The 16,383-nt window shown below is 67.4% G+C and carries 15 protein-coding genes and 1 pseudogene; 10 read left to right on the forward strand and 6 right to left on the reverse strand.

Going from position 1 to position 16,383, the window contains the following annotated elements; translation table 11 throughout:
- The first annotated feature begins 224 nt into the window (after window positions 1–224).
- The gene (locus tag ACCQ12_RS01670) at window positions 225–1,031 is read left to right on the forward strand and encodes a TatD family hydrolase (protein ID WP_047694503.1); all 807 of its coding nucleotides are present in this window, start codon (window positions 225–227) and stop codon (window positions 1,029–1,031) included.
- An 18-nt stretch (window positions 1,032–1,049) separates the two neighbouring features.
- Here the strand turns inward: ACCQ12_RS01670 and ACCQ12_RS01675 are convergent, their stop codons facing one another.
- Both ACCQ12_RS01675 and ACCQ12_RS01680 read right to left on the reverse strand, forming a co-directional pair.
- On the reverse strand, window positions 1,050–1,718 hold the full coding sequence (locus tag ACCQ12_RS01675) for a VOC family protein (RefSeq protein WP_372382787.1): 669 nt from the start codon (window positions 1,716–1,718) through the stop codon (window positions 1,050–1,052).
- Between the two features lie 156 nt (window positions 1,719–1,874).
- Complete coding sequence (locus tag ACCQ12_RS01680; protein ID WP_184440900.1) at window positions 1,875–2,762, reverse strand: LysR family transcriptional regulator; 888 nt, start codon at window positions 2,760–2,762, stop codon at window positions 1,875–1,877.
- A gap of 98 nt (window positions 2,763–2,860) precedes the next feature.
- Between ACCQ12_RS01680 and ACCQ12_RS01685 the strand changes: the two genes are divergently transcribed.
- Together ACCQ12_RS01685 and ACCQ12_RS01690 are read left to right on the forward strand one after the other, a co-directional pair.
- Window positions 2,861–4,132, forward strand: coding sequence for an MFS transporter (locus ACCQ12_RS01685; RefSeq protein ID WP_506191668.1), 1,272 nt, complete (start codon window positions 2,861–2,863; stop codon window positions 4,130–4,132).
- Window positions 4,132–4,239: pseudogene (locus tag ACCQ12_RS01690) on the forward strand (VOC family protein); the annotation flags it as partial. The gene ACCQ12_RS01685 and the pseudogene ACCQ12_RS01690, both read left to right, overlap by 1 nt.
- A gap of 30 nt (window positions 4,240–4,269) precedes the next feature.
- Here the strand turns inward: ACCQ12_RS01690 and ACCQ12_RS01695 are convergent.
- Window positions 4,270–4,692, reverse strand: coding sequence for a MerR family transcriptional regulator (locus tag ACCQ12_RS01695; RefSeq protein WP_372382789.1), 423 nt, complete (start codon window positions 4,690–4,692; stop codon window positions 4,270–4,272).
- 89 nt (window positions 4,693–4,781) lie between these two features.
- On the opposite strand from ACCQ12_RS01695, the gene ACCQ12_RS01700 reads away from it, so the two are divergent.
- The 6 genes from ACCQ12_RS01700 to purU all read left to right on the forward strand — a co-directional run bounded on the left by ACCQ12_RS01700 (window position 4,782) and on the right by purU (window position 10,979).
- Entirely contained in the window at window positions 4,782–5,717 is a 936-nt protein-coding gene (locus ACCQ12_RS01700) for an alpha/beta fold hydrolase (RefSeq protein ID WP_372382790.1), read from the forward strand.
- 400 nt (window positions 5,718–6,117) lie between these two features.
- Entirely contained in the window at window positions 6,118–6,999 is an 882-nt protein-coding gene (locus ACCQ12_RS01705) for an NAD-dependent protein deacetylase (RefSeq protein ID WP_372382791.1), read from the forward strand.
- 81 nt (window positions 7,000–7,080) lie between these two features.
- Complete coding sequence (locus ACCQ12_RS01710) at window positions 7,081–8,178, forward strand: NADH:flavin oxidoreductase/NADH oxidase (RefSeq protein WP_506191674.1); 1,098 nt, start codon at window positions 7,081–7,083, stop codon at window positions 8,176–8,178.
- Between the two features lie 37 nt (window positions 8,179–8,215).
- Entirely contained in the window at window positions 8,216–9,091 is an 876-nt protein-coding gene (locus ACCQ12_RS01715; RefSeq protein ID WP_039411023.1) for an NAD(P)-dependent oxidoreductase, read from the forward strand.
- 425 nt (window positions 9,092–9,516) lie between these two features.
- Entirely contained in the window at window positions 9,517–9,909 is a 393-nt protein-coding gene (locus ACCQ12_RS01720; protein ID WP_039411022.1) for an XVIPCD domain-containing protein, read from the forward strand.
- 218 nt (window positions 9,910–10,127) lie between these two features.
- Window positions 10,128–10,979, forward strand: a complete 852-nt coding sequence (purU, locus tag ACCQ12_RS01725) for a formyltetrahydrofolate deformylase (RefSeq protein ID WP_039411020.1) — start codon at window positions 10,128–10,130, stop codon at window positions 10,977–10,979.
- Window positions 10,980–11,069: 90 nt separating this feature from the next.
- On the opposite strand, the gene ACCQ12_RS01730 is transcribed toward purU, so the two are convergent.
- Window positions 11,070–11,984, reverse strand: coding sequence for an AraC family transcriptional regulator (locus ACCQ12_RS01730; RefSeq protein ID WP_372382793.1), 915 nt, complete (start codon window positions 11,982–11,984; stop codon window positions 11,070–11,072).
- A 98-nt stretch (window positions 11,985–12,082) separates the two neighbouring features.
- On the opposite strand from ACCQ12_RS01730, the gene ACCQ12_RS01735 reads away from it, so the two are divergent.
- Complete coding sequence (locus tag ACCQ12_RS01735) at window positions 12,083–12,844, forward strand: SDR family oxidoreductase (protein ID WP_372383531.1); 762 nt, start codon at window positions 12,083–12,085, stop codon at window positions 12,842–12,844.
- Window positions 12,845–13,166: 322 nt separating this feature from the next.
- On the opposite strand, the gene ACCQ12_RS01740 is transcribed toward ACCQ12_RS01735, so the two are convergent.
- Both ACCQ12_RS01740 and ACCQ12_RS01745 read right to left on the reverse strand, forming a co-directional pair.
- Window positions 13,167–15,122: a choice-of-anchor X domain-containing protein gene (locus ACCQ12_RS01740; RefSeq protein ID WP_372382794.1), complete on the reverse strand. Its 1,956-nt coding sequence runs from the start codon at window positions 15,120–15,122 to the stop codon at window positions 13,167–13,169.
- A 304-nt stretch (window positions 15,123–15,426) separates the two neighbouring features.
- Window positions 15,427–16,317, reverse strand: a complete 891-nt coding sequence (locus ACCQ12_RS01745) for a methylenetetrahydrofolate reductase (protein WP_372382795.1) — start codon at window positions 16,315–16,317, stop codon at window positions 15,427–15,429.
- Window positions 16,318–16,383 lie beyond the last annotated feature (66 nt).

Consider the following 16,383-nt stretch of genomic DNA (forward strand, 5'->3'; position numbering starts at 1 on the left):
TCACCCCTGCTCCTCTCCCGCAGGCGGGAGAGGGGGAAAGGCCGTGCGTTCGTGCAGGCCGATGGCATGCAGGTACCGCTGGCCGCCTGCCGATCCCATTGCGGACCTCCCTTCTCCCGCCTGCGGGAGAAGGTGCCCGCAGGGCGGATGAGGGCAACGTGCACCCAGTGAGGGCAACGTCCACCCAGTACAATCACACCTGCTCTTTCAGGCGACACCGCAGCATGCAGTTGATCGATATCGGCGCCAACCTCACCCACGACTCCTTCGACCGCGACCGCGATGCCGTACTGCAACGCGCACGCGATGCCGGTGTGACGCAATTGGTGATCACCGGTGCCAGCCGTGAGCATTCGCCATTGGCCCTGCAACTGGCGCAACAACACCCCGGATTCCTCTACGCCACCGCCGGCGTGCACCCGCATCACGCAGTGGAATTCACCGCCGAATGCGAAGTGGAAATGCGCACCCTGCAGGCACATCCGCAGGTGGTGGCGGTGGGCGAGTGCGGGCTGGATTACTTCCGCGATTTCGCACCGCGCCCGGCACAGCACAAGGCCTTCGAACGCCAGCTGCAACTGGCCGCCGACAACGGCAAGCCGCTGTTCCTGCATCAGCGCGATGCGCATGACGACTTCCTGTCGATCATGCGCAGCTTCGACGGCAAGCTGGGTGCGGCGGTGGTGCATTGCTTCACCGGCACGCGCGAGGAACTGTTTGCCTATCTGGACCGCGACTACTACATCGGCATCACCGGTTGGCTATGCGATGAGCGCCGTGGTGCGCACCTGCGCGAGCTGGTGCGCAACATCCCGGCCAACCGGTTGATGATCGAAACCGACGCGCCTTACCTGCTGCCGCGCACGCTCAAGCCCCTGCCCAAGGACCGTCGCAACGAGCCGATGTATCTGGCGCATATCGTGGAAGAACTGGCGCGCGACCGCGGCGAAGCAGTGGCCGTGACCGCTGCCAACAGCACGGCAGCAGCACGTGCATTTTTCCGGTTGCCGGCGCCGGCCAGCGCTGCATGAGTGGGGCAGCGCGGCGGCTCACGCCGCCAGCAATTCCCACCCTTGCGCATCGCGCAGGCGCAGGCCCGGTTGCGGCGTGTCCACGCTGATGCGCAGACCGTCGGCCCAGGGCAGCTGCCGTTGTTGCGGAAACCACCGCCGGCGCTGGTCGACCACGATCAACAAGCCGTGGTCATCGCCCAATGCGGCAAAGCCCTCCACGGGTGGAGCGAATGGCTGCACGCTAAAGTGATGCGCAACGCTGCGCGTCACCACCTCGACATTGTCGCTGGGTAACCCGATTTCGCTCAGGCACAGCAGCTCTTCGCCGTGGAACTGGCCGGTGCCGGCCGGAGCATCCTGCAAGGCATCGCGTGCGATCAACTCCAGCACCGCGCCATCGGGGCCGGCGAAATACACCGATTGCGATTGCCACGGGCCGTCCAGAGCGAAATGCCGGCGACCTTGCGAATCGCCCAGCAGGCTGGCGCGCGCGCCGATCCAGTGCGCGGCTGCCTCGAAGCGCGATGGGGCCACGTTGAAGGCCAGGTGCACGCTGCCCACCGGTTGCTGGGCCTGCACGCATTCCAGCGTGCTCCACCCGATACGCACGGTAGTGCCGTGCGACGGTTGCTGCAGCACATCGCGGTAAAACCGCAGGGTGAGGTCGGGATCCAGGCAGGGCAGCACGAGGTGACGGAGATGCATGGCACTCAAGATCGGTGAGGGGCCTGCATTGGACAACCTCAATCGCAGTTGAGGTCAAGCCATGCTGCGCCGGTCGGCAGCCAGGTGCGGCACCGCAGCGCTCGTCCAGCGCGATGCATGCGTCCGATGCGCTGCATCGCCAGAGCCGACGACGCCTCAGATCAGCTCCGCCAGCGCCCATAAATGGCGCACCAGTGGCGCGCTGTCCAAGGCGCCAGGCGACACCGCCAAGGCGAGCCGCGCCAGCGGCATGCGGCCTTCGATATCCAGGTAGCGCACGCCGGGGCGCTGCAGCTGCGCGGTGGAGGCGGGCACCACCGACACGCCCAGTTCGGCGGCGACCAGATTGATGATCGACGACATCTGCGGCGCTTCCTGGGTGATGCGCAAGGTCACCCCGGATTCGCGGCAGGCGGCCAGGATTTCGTCGTACAGGCTGGACCCGAAGCTGCGCGGAAACAGGATGAACGGCTCGCCGGCCAGCGCCGCCAACGGGGCGCTGGCGCGCGCGGCCAACGGATGCGCCGCCGGCACCGCGATCTTCATCGGCTCGTCGGCAAAGCGCAGCAACTGCAGGTCGGGCGGGGTGCTCAGCCCGTAGCGCACGAACGCCGCATCCAGGCGGCCATCGGCCAGGCCCACCAGCAGGCTGGCGGTGTTGGTTTCTTCCAGCAGCAGCTCGACCTGCGGCCATTGCCGGCGGAAATCGCGGATCAGCCGCGGCACCACCGGGCTGAACGCGGCCGAGGCGGTAAACCCCATGCGCAGCCGGCCGGACTCTCCGCGCGCCACCCGCCTGGCGGTGTCGGCGGCGCGCTCCACGTCGGCCAGCACGCGGCGCACCTCGCCCAGGAACGCCTCGCCGGCCGGGGTCAGCTCTGCGCCGCTGTGGGTGCGGCGGAACAGCGGCGTGCCCAGCTCACGTTCCAGCGTCTGGATCTGCTGGCTCAGCGGCGGCTGGCCAATGCCTACCCGCGCCGCAGCGCGGGTGAAGTTGCCTTCCTCGGCAACCGCCAGGAAATAACGCAGGTGACGCAGTTCCATGGGTATCTTTTTTATATATGGAAGCTGCCAGCATCATATATTGGACAGGGGGTGGGCGCAGGCGAATACTCGCCGTCCCTGGTCTCCAGTGCACTCCCGTGTCTTCCTCCCATCGCAGTTCCGGCACGTCCGGCCCATCGCCCGGCGCCGACGCCGGCCCGCCCGCAGCGCTGCGCATCCGTCTGGCGCTGTTCCTGGCCGGCTTTGCCACCTTCTCGCTGCTCTACAGCGTGCAGCCGGTGTTGCCCGAGTTCGCACGCGCCTTCGGCGTGGATGCGGCGGTGGCCTCGCTGCCGCTGTCGCTGGCCACCGGCGGGCTGGCGGTGGCGATCTTCTGCGCTGGCGCGGTGTCGGAAAACCTGGGCCGGCGCGGGCTGATGTTCGCCTCCATCGCGCTGGCAGCCGTGCTCAACCTGGTGGCCGCGTTCCTGCCGCACTGGGGCGCGCTGGTGGTGGTGCGCACCTTGTCGGGTATTGCGTTGGGCGGTGTGCCCGCGGTGGCGATGGTGTACCTGGGCGAAGAACTTCCGGCCAACAAGCTGGGGGCGGCCACCGGCCTGTATGTGGCCGGCAATGCCTTCGGCGGCATGACCGGGCGCATCGCGATGAGCGTGCTGACCGACCACACCGACTGGCGCACCGCATTGGCGCTGCTGAGCGTGGTCGACCTGCTGTGCGCTGTCGCGTTCGTGTGGCTGCTGCCGCCCTCCCGCCACTTCGTGCGCCGGCATGGCGTCAACCTGCAGTTTCATCTGCGCGCCTGGGCCGGGCATCTGCGCGATCGCAACCTGCCGTGGCTGTTTGCGTTGCCGTTCCTGCTGATGGGTGTCTTTGTCAGCCTCTACAACTACGCCGGCTTTCGCCTGGGCGGGCCGGAATTCGGCCTGAGCCAGAGCCAGATCGGCATGATCTTCAGTGCGTACGTGTTCGGTATCGTCAGCTCGTCGGTGGCCGGTGCGGCGTCGGACCGGTTCGGGCGTGGCCCGGTGGTCAGCGCCGGCATCGTGCTGTGCGTGCTGGGCGTGGCGCTGACCCTGGCGCATGTGCTGGCGCTGGTGGTGGCCGGCATCGTGTTGTTGACCATCGGCTTTTTCATCGCGCATTCGGCGGCCAGCGCGTGGGTGAGCCGGCTGGGTGGCGCGCATCGCAGCCATGCTGCGTCTCTGTATCTGCTGGCGTATTACGCCGGCTCCAGCGTGGTCGGCGCGCTGGGCGGCTGGTTCTGGCAGCACGGCGGCTGGTCTGGCCTGGTCGGCATGTGCCTGACGCTGCTCGCACTGGCCTTTGCCGCCGCACACGTCCTGCGCCAACGCGCGGACGACGCGCGGCCCTACGGGCGCTTTGCGCCGCATCCTGCGCGAGGTGAGTGATGCAGATCGAGCGACTCGACCATCTGCTATTGACCGTGGCCGACGTGGAGGCCACCTGCGCGTTCTACGCACGCGTGCTCGGCATGCAGGTGGTCAGCGTCGGCGAGACGGCGTGCACCAGGGTCGGCCAACGCACATCATCCCCGCGGCGGTGTGCGCTTGCGGTGCGTGCGTTGCGGCGTGGCCGGCGCTGACGGATCTTGCGCCAGGGTGGCCAGCAGGCGCGCGCGTCGGCGTTCCAGGTCGGCCAGCTGGCGTTCGATCAGCTGCAGCCGTTGCCGATGCGCCGGCAGGGTTTCCGGGCACAGCGGGGCGCCTTCCACCAGCCGCATGCAATCGGGAAAGCGGCGGATGTCGTCCAGGCTGAAGCCGGTGCCGATCAGGCGTTGAATCTGCCGCACCTGCGTCACGCAGCTGGCCGCAAACAGCCGATAGCCATTGGCGCTGCGCGACGACGTCAGCAGGCCCTGGGCATCGTAGTGGCGGAGCGAGCGCACGCTGACGCCGGTGCGCTGCGCCAGCGCGCCGATGCGCATGTCAGCGGTGGAAGAGGTGCCCATCTGCCAAGCATACGTGGCACGCAGCGCTTGACCCTCACATTGGTGTGAGGCCCGACGATGCCGTCTTCCCTGTTCTGCAAGGCACCTCCATGTCCATTCGACCCGCTTCACCTGCCTGTGCCCGCTGGTGGCAGCGCACGCTGGCCAGCCTGCTGCTGTGTGTCTGCGCGATCGCGTCAGCAAGCCCATCTGCAACCGCCAACTCGCGCAGCTACCAGGTCACTGCTCCAGATGGCGTGGCCCTGGCCGTGCAGGAGCATGGCGCCACCGACGGCCAGGCGATCGTGTTCGTGCACGGCCTGCTGGGCAGCCGCATCAACTGGGATGCACAGCTGGCCGACCCGCAACTGCAGGGCTACCGGCTGATCAGCTACGACCTGCGCGGCCACGGGCTGTCCGGCAAACCGACCGCGGCATCGGCGTATCGGGACGGCGCGCGCTGGGCCGACGATCTGGCAGCGGTGCTCAAGGCCACGGATGCCCGCAATGCGGTGCTGGTGGGGTGGTCGCTGGGTGGCGCGGTGATCAGCAACTATCTCAGTCGCTACGGCGACCGTGGCCTGGCGGGCGTGGTGTACGTCGATGGCGTGATCGAACTGCGCGCGCAGCAGCTGGGGGCGCATCCGGCCATCTATCGCGACCTGGTTTCCGACGACCTGCGCACGCATCTGCAGGCGGTCCAGGACTTCCTGCGGCTGTGCTTCGCCACCCAACCGCCTGCGCCGGTGTTCGACACTTTGCTGGCCAATGCAGCGCTGGCCTCGTGGGACATGCAGCGTGCGGTGCAGGGCATGTCCATCGACATCGCCGGCCTGCAGCGCACCCGCCTGCCCGTGCTGCTGCTGTACGGTGGCCGCGATGCGCTGGTGCTCAGCGAACCGGCACTGGCACGTGCGCGCCAGTTGCAGCCGCGCGCACAGATCCACCTGTATCCGGACGCCGGCCACGCCCCGTTTCTGGAAGACAGCCCGCGCTTCAACCAGGATCTGCTGCAGTTCGTGCAGCAGGCGGGCGTTGCGCACTGAGTGTTGCGCCCACCCGCGCCGGGAGCGTGCGGAAGAGAGGATGCATGGTCGCAATGACTGTTCCAGCTGTCAGTGGCCGGCAGGGCGCTGCCTGACCACCGACACCGCCCGCTGCGCCGGTCCGGCGTGCACGTCTTTTCGTGATGGCGCAGCATGCGCTGCGCGCTCGCTTGGAATCGACCAGCGCAGCCCCAGATCTATGAGCGCGGGCACGCACCAGGCGCGGCCGTCGGCGTGCATCCGCCGCCGTCGGTGTTGCGTAGTACGTGCTGGGCCGCGCCGGGTGGCAACGCGCCATGCCACTGCATCTTTGCTGCGCCATCGAGCAGTGGGGCGGGGGCGGTCCGGTAGCGCCTGCAGGGCGGTCGTAACGTGATCCCATGGCTATTGGAGGTGTTCGATGAGCGCTGTTCCCGCCCACGACAACGACGCGCTGCAGACGTTCATCGAGCGCCATCAGCGCCTGTTCGTGCTCAGTGGTGCCGGCTGCAGCACCGATTCGGGCATCCCGGACTACCGCGATCTGCAAGGCGGCTGGAAGCGTCCGCAACCGGTGACCTTTCAGGCCTTCATGGGCGAGCTCTCCACGCGCCAGCGCTACTGGGCGCGCAGCCTGATCGGCTGGCCGCGCTTCGGGCAGGCCAGACCCAACGCCACCCATCACGCGCTGGCCGCACTGGAGGCGCGCGGGCAGCTGGAACTGTTGCTGACCCAGAACGTGGACCGCCTGCATCAGGCTGCCGGCAGTCAGGCGGTGATCGACCTGCATGGCCGGCTGGACGTGGTGCGTTGCATGGGCTGCGAACGCCGCATGCCGCGGACCGACTTCCAGGTCTTGCTGGAGCAGGCCAACCCCGGCTGGGCCACGCTGGAGGCCGCACAGGCACCCGATGGCGACGCGGATCTGGACGATGTGGCCTTCGACACCTTCGTGGTGCCGCCGTGCCCGGTGTGCGGCGGCGTGCTCAAGCCGGACGTGGTGTTCTTTGGCGAGAACGTGCCGCGTGAGCGGGTGGAGCGGGCGTTTGCGCACCTGCAGGCCGCCGATGCGGTGCTGGTGGTGGGCTCGTCGCTGATGGTGTATTCGGGCTTTCGCTTCGTGCAGGCCGCCGCGCGCAACGGCCTGCCGATCGCCGCGCTCAATTTCGGGCGCACCCGCGCCGACGATCTGCTCACCTTGAAAGTGGAGCAGTCGTGCGCGCAGGCGCTGGCCTTCCTGCATCAGCCGCCGGACCCGCTGCGCAGCGCGCAGGCCAGGTACGACAGTGCGCGCTCTGCATGACGCTGTGATCCATTGCAGCGGTTGTGTCGCAGCGCCGGGCGCAGTGCAATGGGCGCCCCCACGCTGCGTCTGGATGCTGCCTTGAGCCAGTTGTTCACCCCCATCGCCTTCGGCCCGCTCGCGCTCGCCAACCGCATCGTCATCGCGCCGATGTGCCAGTACTCCGCACAGGACGGCCGTGCCGGCGATTGGCATCGCATCCATCTGGGCACCTTGTCGCAATCCGGTGCCGGCCTGTTGATTCTGGAAGCGGCCGCGGTGCTGCCGGAAGGGCGGATCAGTTACGCCGATCTGGGCCTGTACGACGACGCCACCGAGCAGGCGCTGGACGCGGTGCTGCAGTCGGTGCGCCGCTGGTCGCCGATGCCGGTCGGCATCCAGCTGGCACATGCCGGCCGCAAGGCGTCCACCGATCTGCCCTGGAAGGGCGGCGAGGCCATCGCCCCCGATCACGCGCATGGCTGGCAGACGGTGTCTGCCTCGGCCGTGCCGTTCAAGGCCGGCCAACCGGCGCCGCAGGCATTGGACGAGGCCGGCATCGACGCGGTGGTCGCCGCCTTCGTGGACGCGGCCACACGCGCCGAACGCCTGGGCCTGGACCTGATCGAGTTGCATGCCGCACACGGCTACCTGATGCATCAGTTCCTCTCGCCGCTGAGCAACCAGCGCAGCGATACCTATGGCGGATCGCTGGAAAACCGCATGCGGTTGACGCTGCGCATCTTCGACGCCCTGCGCGCGGCGGTGTCCGCGCGCATTGCTGTCGGTGTGCGCATTTCGGCCACCGATTGGGTGGACGGTGGCTGGGATCTGCAACAAAGCATCGCCTTGTCCAAGGCGCTGGATGCACGCGGTGCGCACTACATCCATGTCTCCAGCGGCGGGCTGGACCCGCGTCAGCAGATTCCGGTGCAGGCCGGCTATCAGATTCCGTTCGCGCAGCAGATCAAGGCGCAGGTCGCCACGCCGGTGATCGGTGTGGGCCTGATCACCGAACCGGCGCAGGCCGAAGCGATTGTGCGCGACGGCCAGGCCGATGCCATCGCGCTGGCGCGTGGCATCCTGTACGACCCGCGCTGGCCGTGGCATGCCGCCGCCGCGCTGGGTGCCTCGGTCACGCCTGCACCGCAATACCTGCGCTGCGAACCGCGCGATGCGCGTGGCGTGTTCGCCAATTGATCCGCACCACCAACGCCATTCCGAACAAGGACAACGCATGCCGATAGGGTTTCTGGGGCTGGGCACGATGGGCCTGCCGATGGCGCACAACCTGCTGCGCGGCGGCTTTGCGTTGAGTGTGTGGAACCGCTCGCCGGAACGCGCGCAGTCGCTGCGCGAGGCCGGTGCCACCGTCGTGGACGCGCCGCTGGCTGCGGCGCATGGCCCGCTGCTGTTTTCGATGCTGGCCGACGATCATGCGGTGCGCCAGACCGTGCTGGACGGTGGCGTGCTGGATGCGCTGCCTGCCGGCAGCGTGCACGTCAACATGGCCACCATCTCGGTGGCGCTGGCTCACGAGTTGACCGCCCTGCACGCCGAGCGCGGGGTGGCTTATGTGGCCGCGCCGGTACTCGGCCGTGTCGATGTCGCTGCGGCAGGCAAGCTCAACATCCTGGCTGCCGGCGATGATGCCGCGCTGGCCCGCGTGCAGCCGATGTTCGATGTGCTGGGGCAACAGACCTGGCACATCGGCAGCGCGCCCGAGCAGGCCAATGCCGTCAAACTGGCCGCCAACTTCTGCCTGGCCAGCGCCATCGGCGCCATGGCCGAAGCCAGTGCACTCGCACGCGGCCACGGCGTGGACGCCACCCAGTTCCTGGGCATGCTCACCAGCACCTTGTTCGCCGCGCCCGCGTATCAGGGCTACGGCAAGTTGATCATGCAACGCCAGTACACGCCGGCCGGCTTCACCGCCACGCTGGGTCGCAAGGATGTGGATCTGGCCATCCAGGCCGGTGCCGACAGGCAGGTGCCGATGCCGCTGGGCGAACTGCTGCGCGCGAACCTGGACGAGGCCATCGCCCATGGCGACGGCAACGCCGATTGGGCAGTGCTGGCGGAAGTTGCCGCACGTCGGGCGGGGCAGGCGTAGCGCGGGCGACAACGCACTGGCGGCGGCATGCGCACTGCTTGCGAGGTGAGTTGGTGCAAGAAACGTAGGGCGCCGCTGCAGGCGCACCTTCAGTGCAACGAACATCATGGCCGGGCGCAATGACGCGTCTGCATCTGCACAGCATTGCGGCCAAGGAGCGGGCGCGGCAGACGCCAACGCCGCTGCACCGCACGTCAGAGCGCCCCCACACCGTCATGCCGCGCTCCCGGTGTTGGCTGGCTTGAGGCAATCTGCGCAAGCGGCTAAGGTGCCTGCTCCATTCGGCCAGGCACTGCGCTGCGCGATGCGCAACGCGGTCCGGCCACCACCAGCGCCTTCACGGAGAACGCGATGCGATACCTGCACAACAGGCCCGGTTCCACCGCGTGCCCTTCGCGCGCAGCAGCCTGTGCCGGTGACGCGCAATGACCACCCCGCCGGTCGTCAGCCAGGGCCAGGTCGGCCCGGACCATCCCGAGCATCCGGACCATTATCTGTTCGCGCAGATTCGTGAGGCGGTAGGTGTGCTCGATGCCGAATTGAACAAGCCCACCGACGCGGCCAGCGAGCGCATGGCCGCGCGCTTGTTGCCGCTGGCAAAACAGCATGGCTTCGACCAGGTGGACCACGTGGTGCTCAGCCGTCATCTGGGCGAGGTCGGCGAAAACGTGTTCCTGGTGCGCGGTGATCTGGGCGACCCGGCGCATCTGCGCGCGCACATCACCACCCAGGACGCAATGGACACCTCGGTGGAAGACTCGCTCGCGCAGCTGGATGAAATCAATCGTCGCCTGATGCTGCGCCTGCCGCCGCGCTGAGCGGCACGCGTCATCTCCAGCCCGGGCCTGGGCGATGGTGTGACCGCCGCCTTTCCAGTCGATAGGCTGCTGCTCGGGTCACGCCAGCGGCACCGCGGTGACCAGCACCGTCGTTCGCGGTGCAGCGTCATCGGTGCTATCGCCGCGCTCGCACCATGCAACAGTTACCGACGCAAGCACTGCGCCAGCGGCGTCATGCATTGGCTATCATTGCGCCGATGCGCTCCGACTACATCCTTACCCTGTCTTGCCCCGATCGCACCGGTATCGTGTACCGCGTCACCGGGCTGCTGTTCGATCTGGCCTGCAATATTCTCGACGCCCAGCAATTTGGCGATGACGAGAGCGGCCGCTTCTTCCTACGCGTGCATTTCGACAAGCCGCCGGGCACGGATATCGCCAGCCTCGAGCAACGGTTTGCCGTGTTGGCCAACGCATTTCAGATGACGTGGCAGTTGCACGATGCGCGTCGGCGCGCGCGGCTGCTGGTGCTGGTGAGCAAGCAGGGCCATTGCCTCAACGATCTGCTGTTCCGCATGCACAGCCGGCAATTACCGGTAGACATCGCCGCGGTCGTCTCCAACCACACCGACTTCGCGCCGCTGGCGGCGTCCTACGGCATCGCCTTTCATCATCTGCCGGTCAGCGCCGACACGCGTGCCGCACAGGAAGCGCAACTGCTCGCGTTGGTGGATGATCTGCACATCGATCTGGTGGTGCTGGCGCGCTACATGCAGATCCTCTCGCCCGGCCTGTGCCGCGCGCTGGCCGGGCGCGCCATCAACATCCATCACAGCTTCCTGCCCAGCTTCAAGGGCGCCCAGCCGTATCACCAGGCACACGCGCGCGGGGTCAAGATCATCGGCGCCACTGCGCACTACGTCACCGAAGACCTGGACGAAGGCCCGATCATCGAACAGGACGTCGCGCGCGTCGACCATGCCATGACGCCACGCGACCTGGTGCGCCTGGGCAGCGATACCGAATCGCTGGTGCTCGCCCGCGCGGTGCGCCGCCATGTCGAACACCGCATCGTGCTCAACGGCCATCGCACGGTGGTGTTTCGCTAGCGGCCAGGCCGCATCCCCGTCACCACGGGCTGGTTGCGTCGACGCAATCGGTTCGCATCATGCGCGCTTGTGCGCATGCCGGCTGTGGTGTCACAGCGCTTCTGCCGCCGCACTATGCGCGCGCGCATAGTGCGAGGGTGCACTGCCGGTGTGGCGAGTGAAGGCCACGCTGAAGCTGCTGGCCGAGCCGTAACCCACCCGCTGCGCCGCCTGCGCAACGCCAAGCCCGTGTTCCGACAGCAGTGTCTTTGCCAGCGCCATGCGCCATGCCAGCAGATATTCCATCGGCGCCATGCCCATCGCACGATTGAAGCGCGTGAAGAACGAGGATCGCGACAGCGCCGCTTCCCTGGCGAGCGCCTCGACCGTCCACGCATGCGCCGGTGCAGCGTGCAGTGCGCGCATCGCCGCTGCCAGGCGCACATCGGAGAGTGCGCGCACCAGCCCTGGCGTTGTGTCGCTCGCTGTCAGCGAGCGCAAGGCTTCGATCAACAGCACTTCCAGTAGCCGCGCAAGCACCTCCGCGCGTGCGGGTCGGGTTGCGCGTGCCTCTTCGCCCACCAGATTCACCAACGTGGCAAGGCGTGGCTCACCACGCACATGCACCAGCCGCGGCAGCAGCGACACCAGTAGCGCGGCATCGGGCGAGCCGAAGCTGCAATGGCCAATCACGACACGAAGATCTACCGGGCCGTCCTGCGCACCGATACGGAAACTGCCATCGCCCATATCGGTCGGCACCGTGTGGGCCTGCCCGGCCGACGCCAGCACGCTGCAGAGCGTGATGGCGAGCATGGCGGGTGCCAAAACGAAGTCGCCCGCTTCAAGAACCCGCACCTCGCCATCCTCAAGCGCCAGCCGGCACGATCCTTCGATCACCGCGCAGTAAAACGGGCCTGGCGCATCGGAGCGGCACACCGACCACGCACCAGCACCAACCACAAGCTTGGAAAACCGTGCCGCCGGCCGGAGCAGCAGTACAACCTCGGCAAGCGGGTCAAGCATCGTTGGACTCTTGCAAATGGATTAAATACTTTCAGATATCGAAAGTATGGTTCCTGAAGCCTAACGTACATCTCTCGTCACGTCACCGAGGGTGCTTCATGCAAACCATACTCATCACTGGCTGCTCGTCTGGCTTTGGCCTGGCAACCGCCACCTATTTCCTGGAGCGCGACTGGCGCGTGGTCGCCACCATGCGCACGCCACGCGATGACCTGTTTCCGGCGTCGCCCCGGTTGCAGGTATTGCAGCTCGATGTCACCGATACCGACAGCATCCAGGCCGCGGTTGCTGCGGCAGGCACGATCGACGTCCTTGTCAATAACGCAGGCTTCGGTGCGCCCATGCCGCTGGAACTTGCAAGCCTGCAGTCGGTACGCGAGCTGTTCGAAACCAACACCTTCGGTACGCTTGCAGTAACGCAGGCACTCTTGCCCCAGATGCGTGCGCGCCGTGCCGGGGTCATCGTCAATGTGTCATCGAGCGCAACGCTCAAGCCGCTTCCGCTGATCGGTGCCTATCGTGCAGCCAAGGCCGCGGTGAACGCGCTGAGCGAATCGCTGGCCACCGAGCTGGAGGACTTCGGCATTCGCGTGCGGGTCGTGTCGCCAGGCTCGTGCGGAGAGACGGCGTTCCGTGCCACCGCTCGCACCGGTCTGCGTGGTCTCGACAACGCGGTCTATGGACCGTTTATGCAACAGACAATGGCACGCATGAGCACGTCTACTGGCCCGGGAACCCAGTCGACCGATGTTGCCGAAGCGATCTGGCGCGCAGCCACCGACCTGGACGCGCCGATGTTCATCCCTGCGGGCGCAGATGCAGAACTATGGGCATCCGAAGCGGCTCGGATCAGCCAATAAGACCGCTCGAACGCTGCGCCGCACGCTGGCGGCTAAGTGTGTCGAACATGCGGCGCCCTCACCAATGGTGAGGCACACCGTGAATCCGTCGGTGGAGTTACGTTGGCGGCATCCGTGCCGCCAACGGTTCCGCAATGGTCAGCACACCGCAGCAGGCCGTTTGCTGGTGCCCTTATCGAGAGGCATGCATGCCGACCATCTCGACTTCAGGCAGCGATTGTTTGCAGCCTGCTCTGATTGCAGCAACGCACCGGTGCTCCCATGCATGCCGCAATGGCCGACACGCGTGCCGGCCATCTTCGTGCGTACTGCGAACACTGCACTACCTGGCCGCATTCGCATTCATCACCGCATTGCGGTTGGCATCCAGGTACTGCGCCGGGTCGCGCATGCCGGTGGTGTGGCATTGGCCGGTGGTGTGGCCACGGTTGACGCCGCCGGGCAGCTGCGCATTGACCTGCTCCACGGTGCCGTCTTCCGGGTCGTTCAACACCAGGTCCGAGGCCGCATTGCAGTAGTCGTTGGTATACCAGTTGGTCTTGGCAAACGAGGTGGTGTAGTAGTTGACCTTGGCACGCGCATCGGCGGGAATGCCGGCCAGCCAGGCCTTGGCGCCGTCGTAGGTCATGTCCGCATTGGTGCCGCAGCCCACGCCGAACCACGACCCCACCGCGGCCAGGACGCCGGACAGATTGGTGCCCTGATACGGCGTGCCCACCGACTGCATCACGCGGCCGCCGCTGGCGTTATCCAGCCCGCTCCAGTAGTAGGTGTACAGGTGCAGCGCGGCCATGCCGCCCTGGCTGTGCGCCACCGTGGAAAACGACGACCATTGGCTGGCGAACTGCGCAATGCGCTGTGCGAACTGGTCGTTGCTGCGGTTCTGCTTGGCATCCAGGAACGTGGACGCATTGGTGAACTGCGCCTGCGGCCACACGCCGTTGGAGCAGTAGCCGTGCACCAGCACCAGCTGCGAGCCGGCCGCCTGCGGCTGCGCCATCGCGGCGGCACTGGCCAGCGCGGTCGGGCGCGGGCCCATGCGCATGCTTTCGTCGATGCCGCCGGTGGCCCGCGCGATGCTGGCGCGCCGCAAGGCGGGTAGCTGCAACGGCAAGCTGCCGGCCTGCACCAACGGGATGTAATGGTCCGGGTCTTCGATGCGCAGCCCACGCAGCGAGAACGGTGCGCGCGCGCCCGCACGTGCGATCCAGCGCTCGTCCAGGCTCAGCGGCAGCTGCCCCTGCTGCGGCGTGAGCATGCCGCCGATCCACGCTACCGGCACGTCCTTGCCCTTGGCATCGGTGCCCCAGACCTGGCCGAACACGCGATAGTGCGACGGTGCATTGCCGCGTGCCGCCACCGGCAATGCCAGGGTCAGCCGGGTACCGTCGGTCGCGCGTGCGCTGAGCGCATTGCCCAGCAAGCGCAGCGAGGTATCCAGCACCGGCATCACGTGCTCGCTGGTCCGCACGAACCGCTGCCCGGCCTGATCGTGGCCGCGCACGATGACCTGCGCAATCCAGGTGCCCTCGCGGCCTGGCTGGAAGCTCCCGCCATACACGCCGTCGCCGGCAGCGCCATCGTTGTGTGCGCCGTCGTCGGCCATCGGCAGGACCCGCACCGCGCCTTGCGGATCGATCACCCGCAGGCTGGCGTCATCGATCTGCCCCGCCTGGCCGGCGAGCAAGGTGGTGCCACGTGCATCGCTGCCGCTGAGCATCGCATTGAGCGTCAGCGACTTGCCCACCAGCTGCTGGCGGTCACGCGGGTACGAGGCCAGCTGCGTGCGTGCATCGCCTTCCATCAGCACATACCCGCGCTGCGCCACCGGCGATGCCGATTGCAGGGTCAATGACCAGTTGCCATTCTGCGCGGCGTCCACCGCGTAGCGCATGCCGGTGGTGCCGTGGTCCGCCGTGCCCAGCACGGTGCGCTGTGCCTGCACCTGCGGCGCGGCAGCGGCGCGTGCGCCGGCAACACGTGGTGCCGCCACGTCGGCATCCCAGGCCTGGTCGCCGGCCAGCACCATGAAACGCAGGCGGCCGTTTTCCACCGGCAGCGTGCCCTGCCAGCGTGCGGCGTTACCGGCCGGTGCCAGCTCCACCGGCAACAGGGCGCTCTTGGACAGGATCGCCGACTCGGCCGGATCGGGTGCGCGCATCTGCGCAAATTCCTCCGGTGGGCCGGCAAGCAGTTTGGGTTGCAGCTCGGCCGCCGCCAGCGGCAGCGAGACCAGCGACAGGGTGCACATCACGGACAACAACGAGGGCTTGGGCATGGCGACATCTCTCCTTGGACGTTGCGGATGCAATGCCATCGCGCGCAGCAACGGCATCGGATGCAGCGCCCCCTCGCCGCGATTCGTCGATGGTTATACCCCGCGCGTATGACAAGCCTGCTGTGCGCTGCAACACCTCACGCGTGCAGCAGAAAAACACCAGAATCAAATAGTACGTTCTGTGATTCCGGTCGCGGACACGCCCACGTGCGCACAATTTTTGCCGATCGATCTGCCGCCCAGGGCGGCTGCTGAGCGCCGAGCCGGCGTGCGTGCGCGGCACCGGTGGGCGGGCACCGTCTGTTTAGGTCGTCGGCAGATTGGTGGCAGCGGCAAGCGCCATGCGGGAGCGGTAGTGCTCGGCCCACGCGAGCGACCGTGCGATGCCGCCGAACGGAAACATGTGCAGGCGCACATCGCCATGCGCTGGCGTCAGCCCTGCCGCGAGGCGATCGACAAAGTGGTCCGGCCCTGCGGTCCCCAGCAGCTTGCCGAGCGAGATGCCGTACTTGGACAGCATCGCTGCGCTCGCGCCCACACCGCAGCGTGCGGCATAGCGCGCAAGTACCGCGACGCCGGCAGGACCAGGCACGCCCACGCGTACCGGAGCTTCGATGCCATGCGCGCGCAGCGCGTTCAACCAGGTCAGCACCAGGTCGGCATCGAATGCGAACTGGGTGACGATCAGGGGTGCCATGCCGCGTTCGGCGATGCTGCGACACTTGCGTTGCAGTACCGCCCATCGATCGTCTGCATGCATGGCCGGATGTCCTTCCGGATGTCCCGCCACGGCGATGGTCTTGATGCCTGCGCGCTCGAATACGCCTGTCGCGATCAGCGCCAGGCTGTCCGGAAACGGCCCGAGCGGTAACGACGGATCGCCTGCAACCACCAGGCAGTGCGCAACGCCGGCGTCATCGACGGCGCGCCCGACAAAGGCCTGCAGCGCGTCCCGCGAGGCGATGCGACGCGCGGACAGGTGGGGCATGGGCGCAAAGCCAAGCCCGCGCACCCGCTGTGCGGCAGCCAGCCGCGTCGCGTCGTCTTGGCCGGGCAGCGACGGGATGGCAATGAGGGTGCCAGGCACGATCCGCGGTGCCACCGCAGACAACGCGGCAATGTCGTGTGCGCCCACCTCCAGCGAATAGGCATCGGTGAGTGTGCTGGCGGGCCTGGGCGTGGCTGGATGCATCAACAGGCGTTCCGTTCTTTGATGGAGTGGCGCAGGCATGTCCGCACGGATGACGGAAGGCCGGGCATC

Source organism: Xanthomonas sp. NCPPB 1068 (assembly GCF_041479385.2).
GTDB classification, from domain to species: Bacteria; Pseudomonadota; Gammaproteobacteria; order Xanthomonadales; family Xanthomonadaceae; genus Xanthomonas; species Xanthomonas cannabis.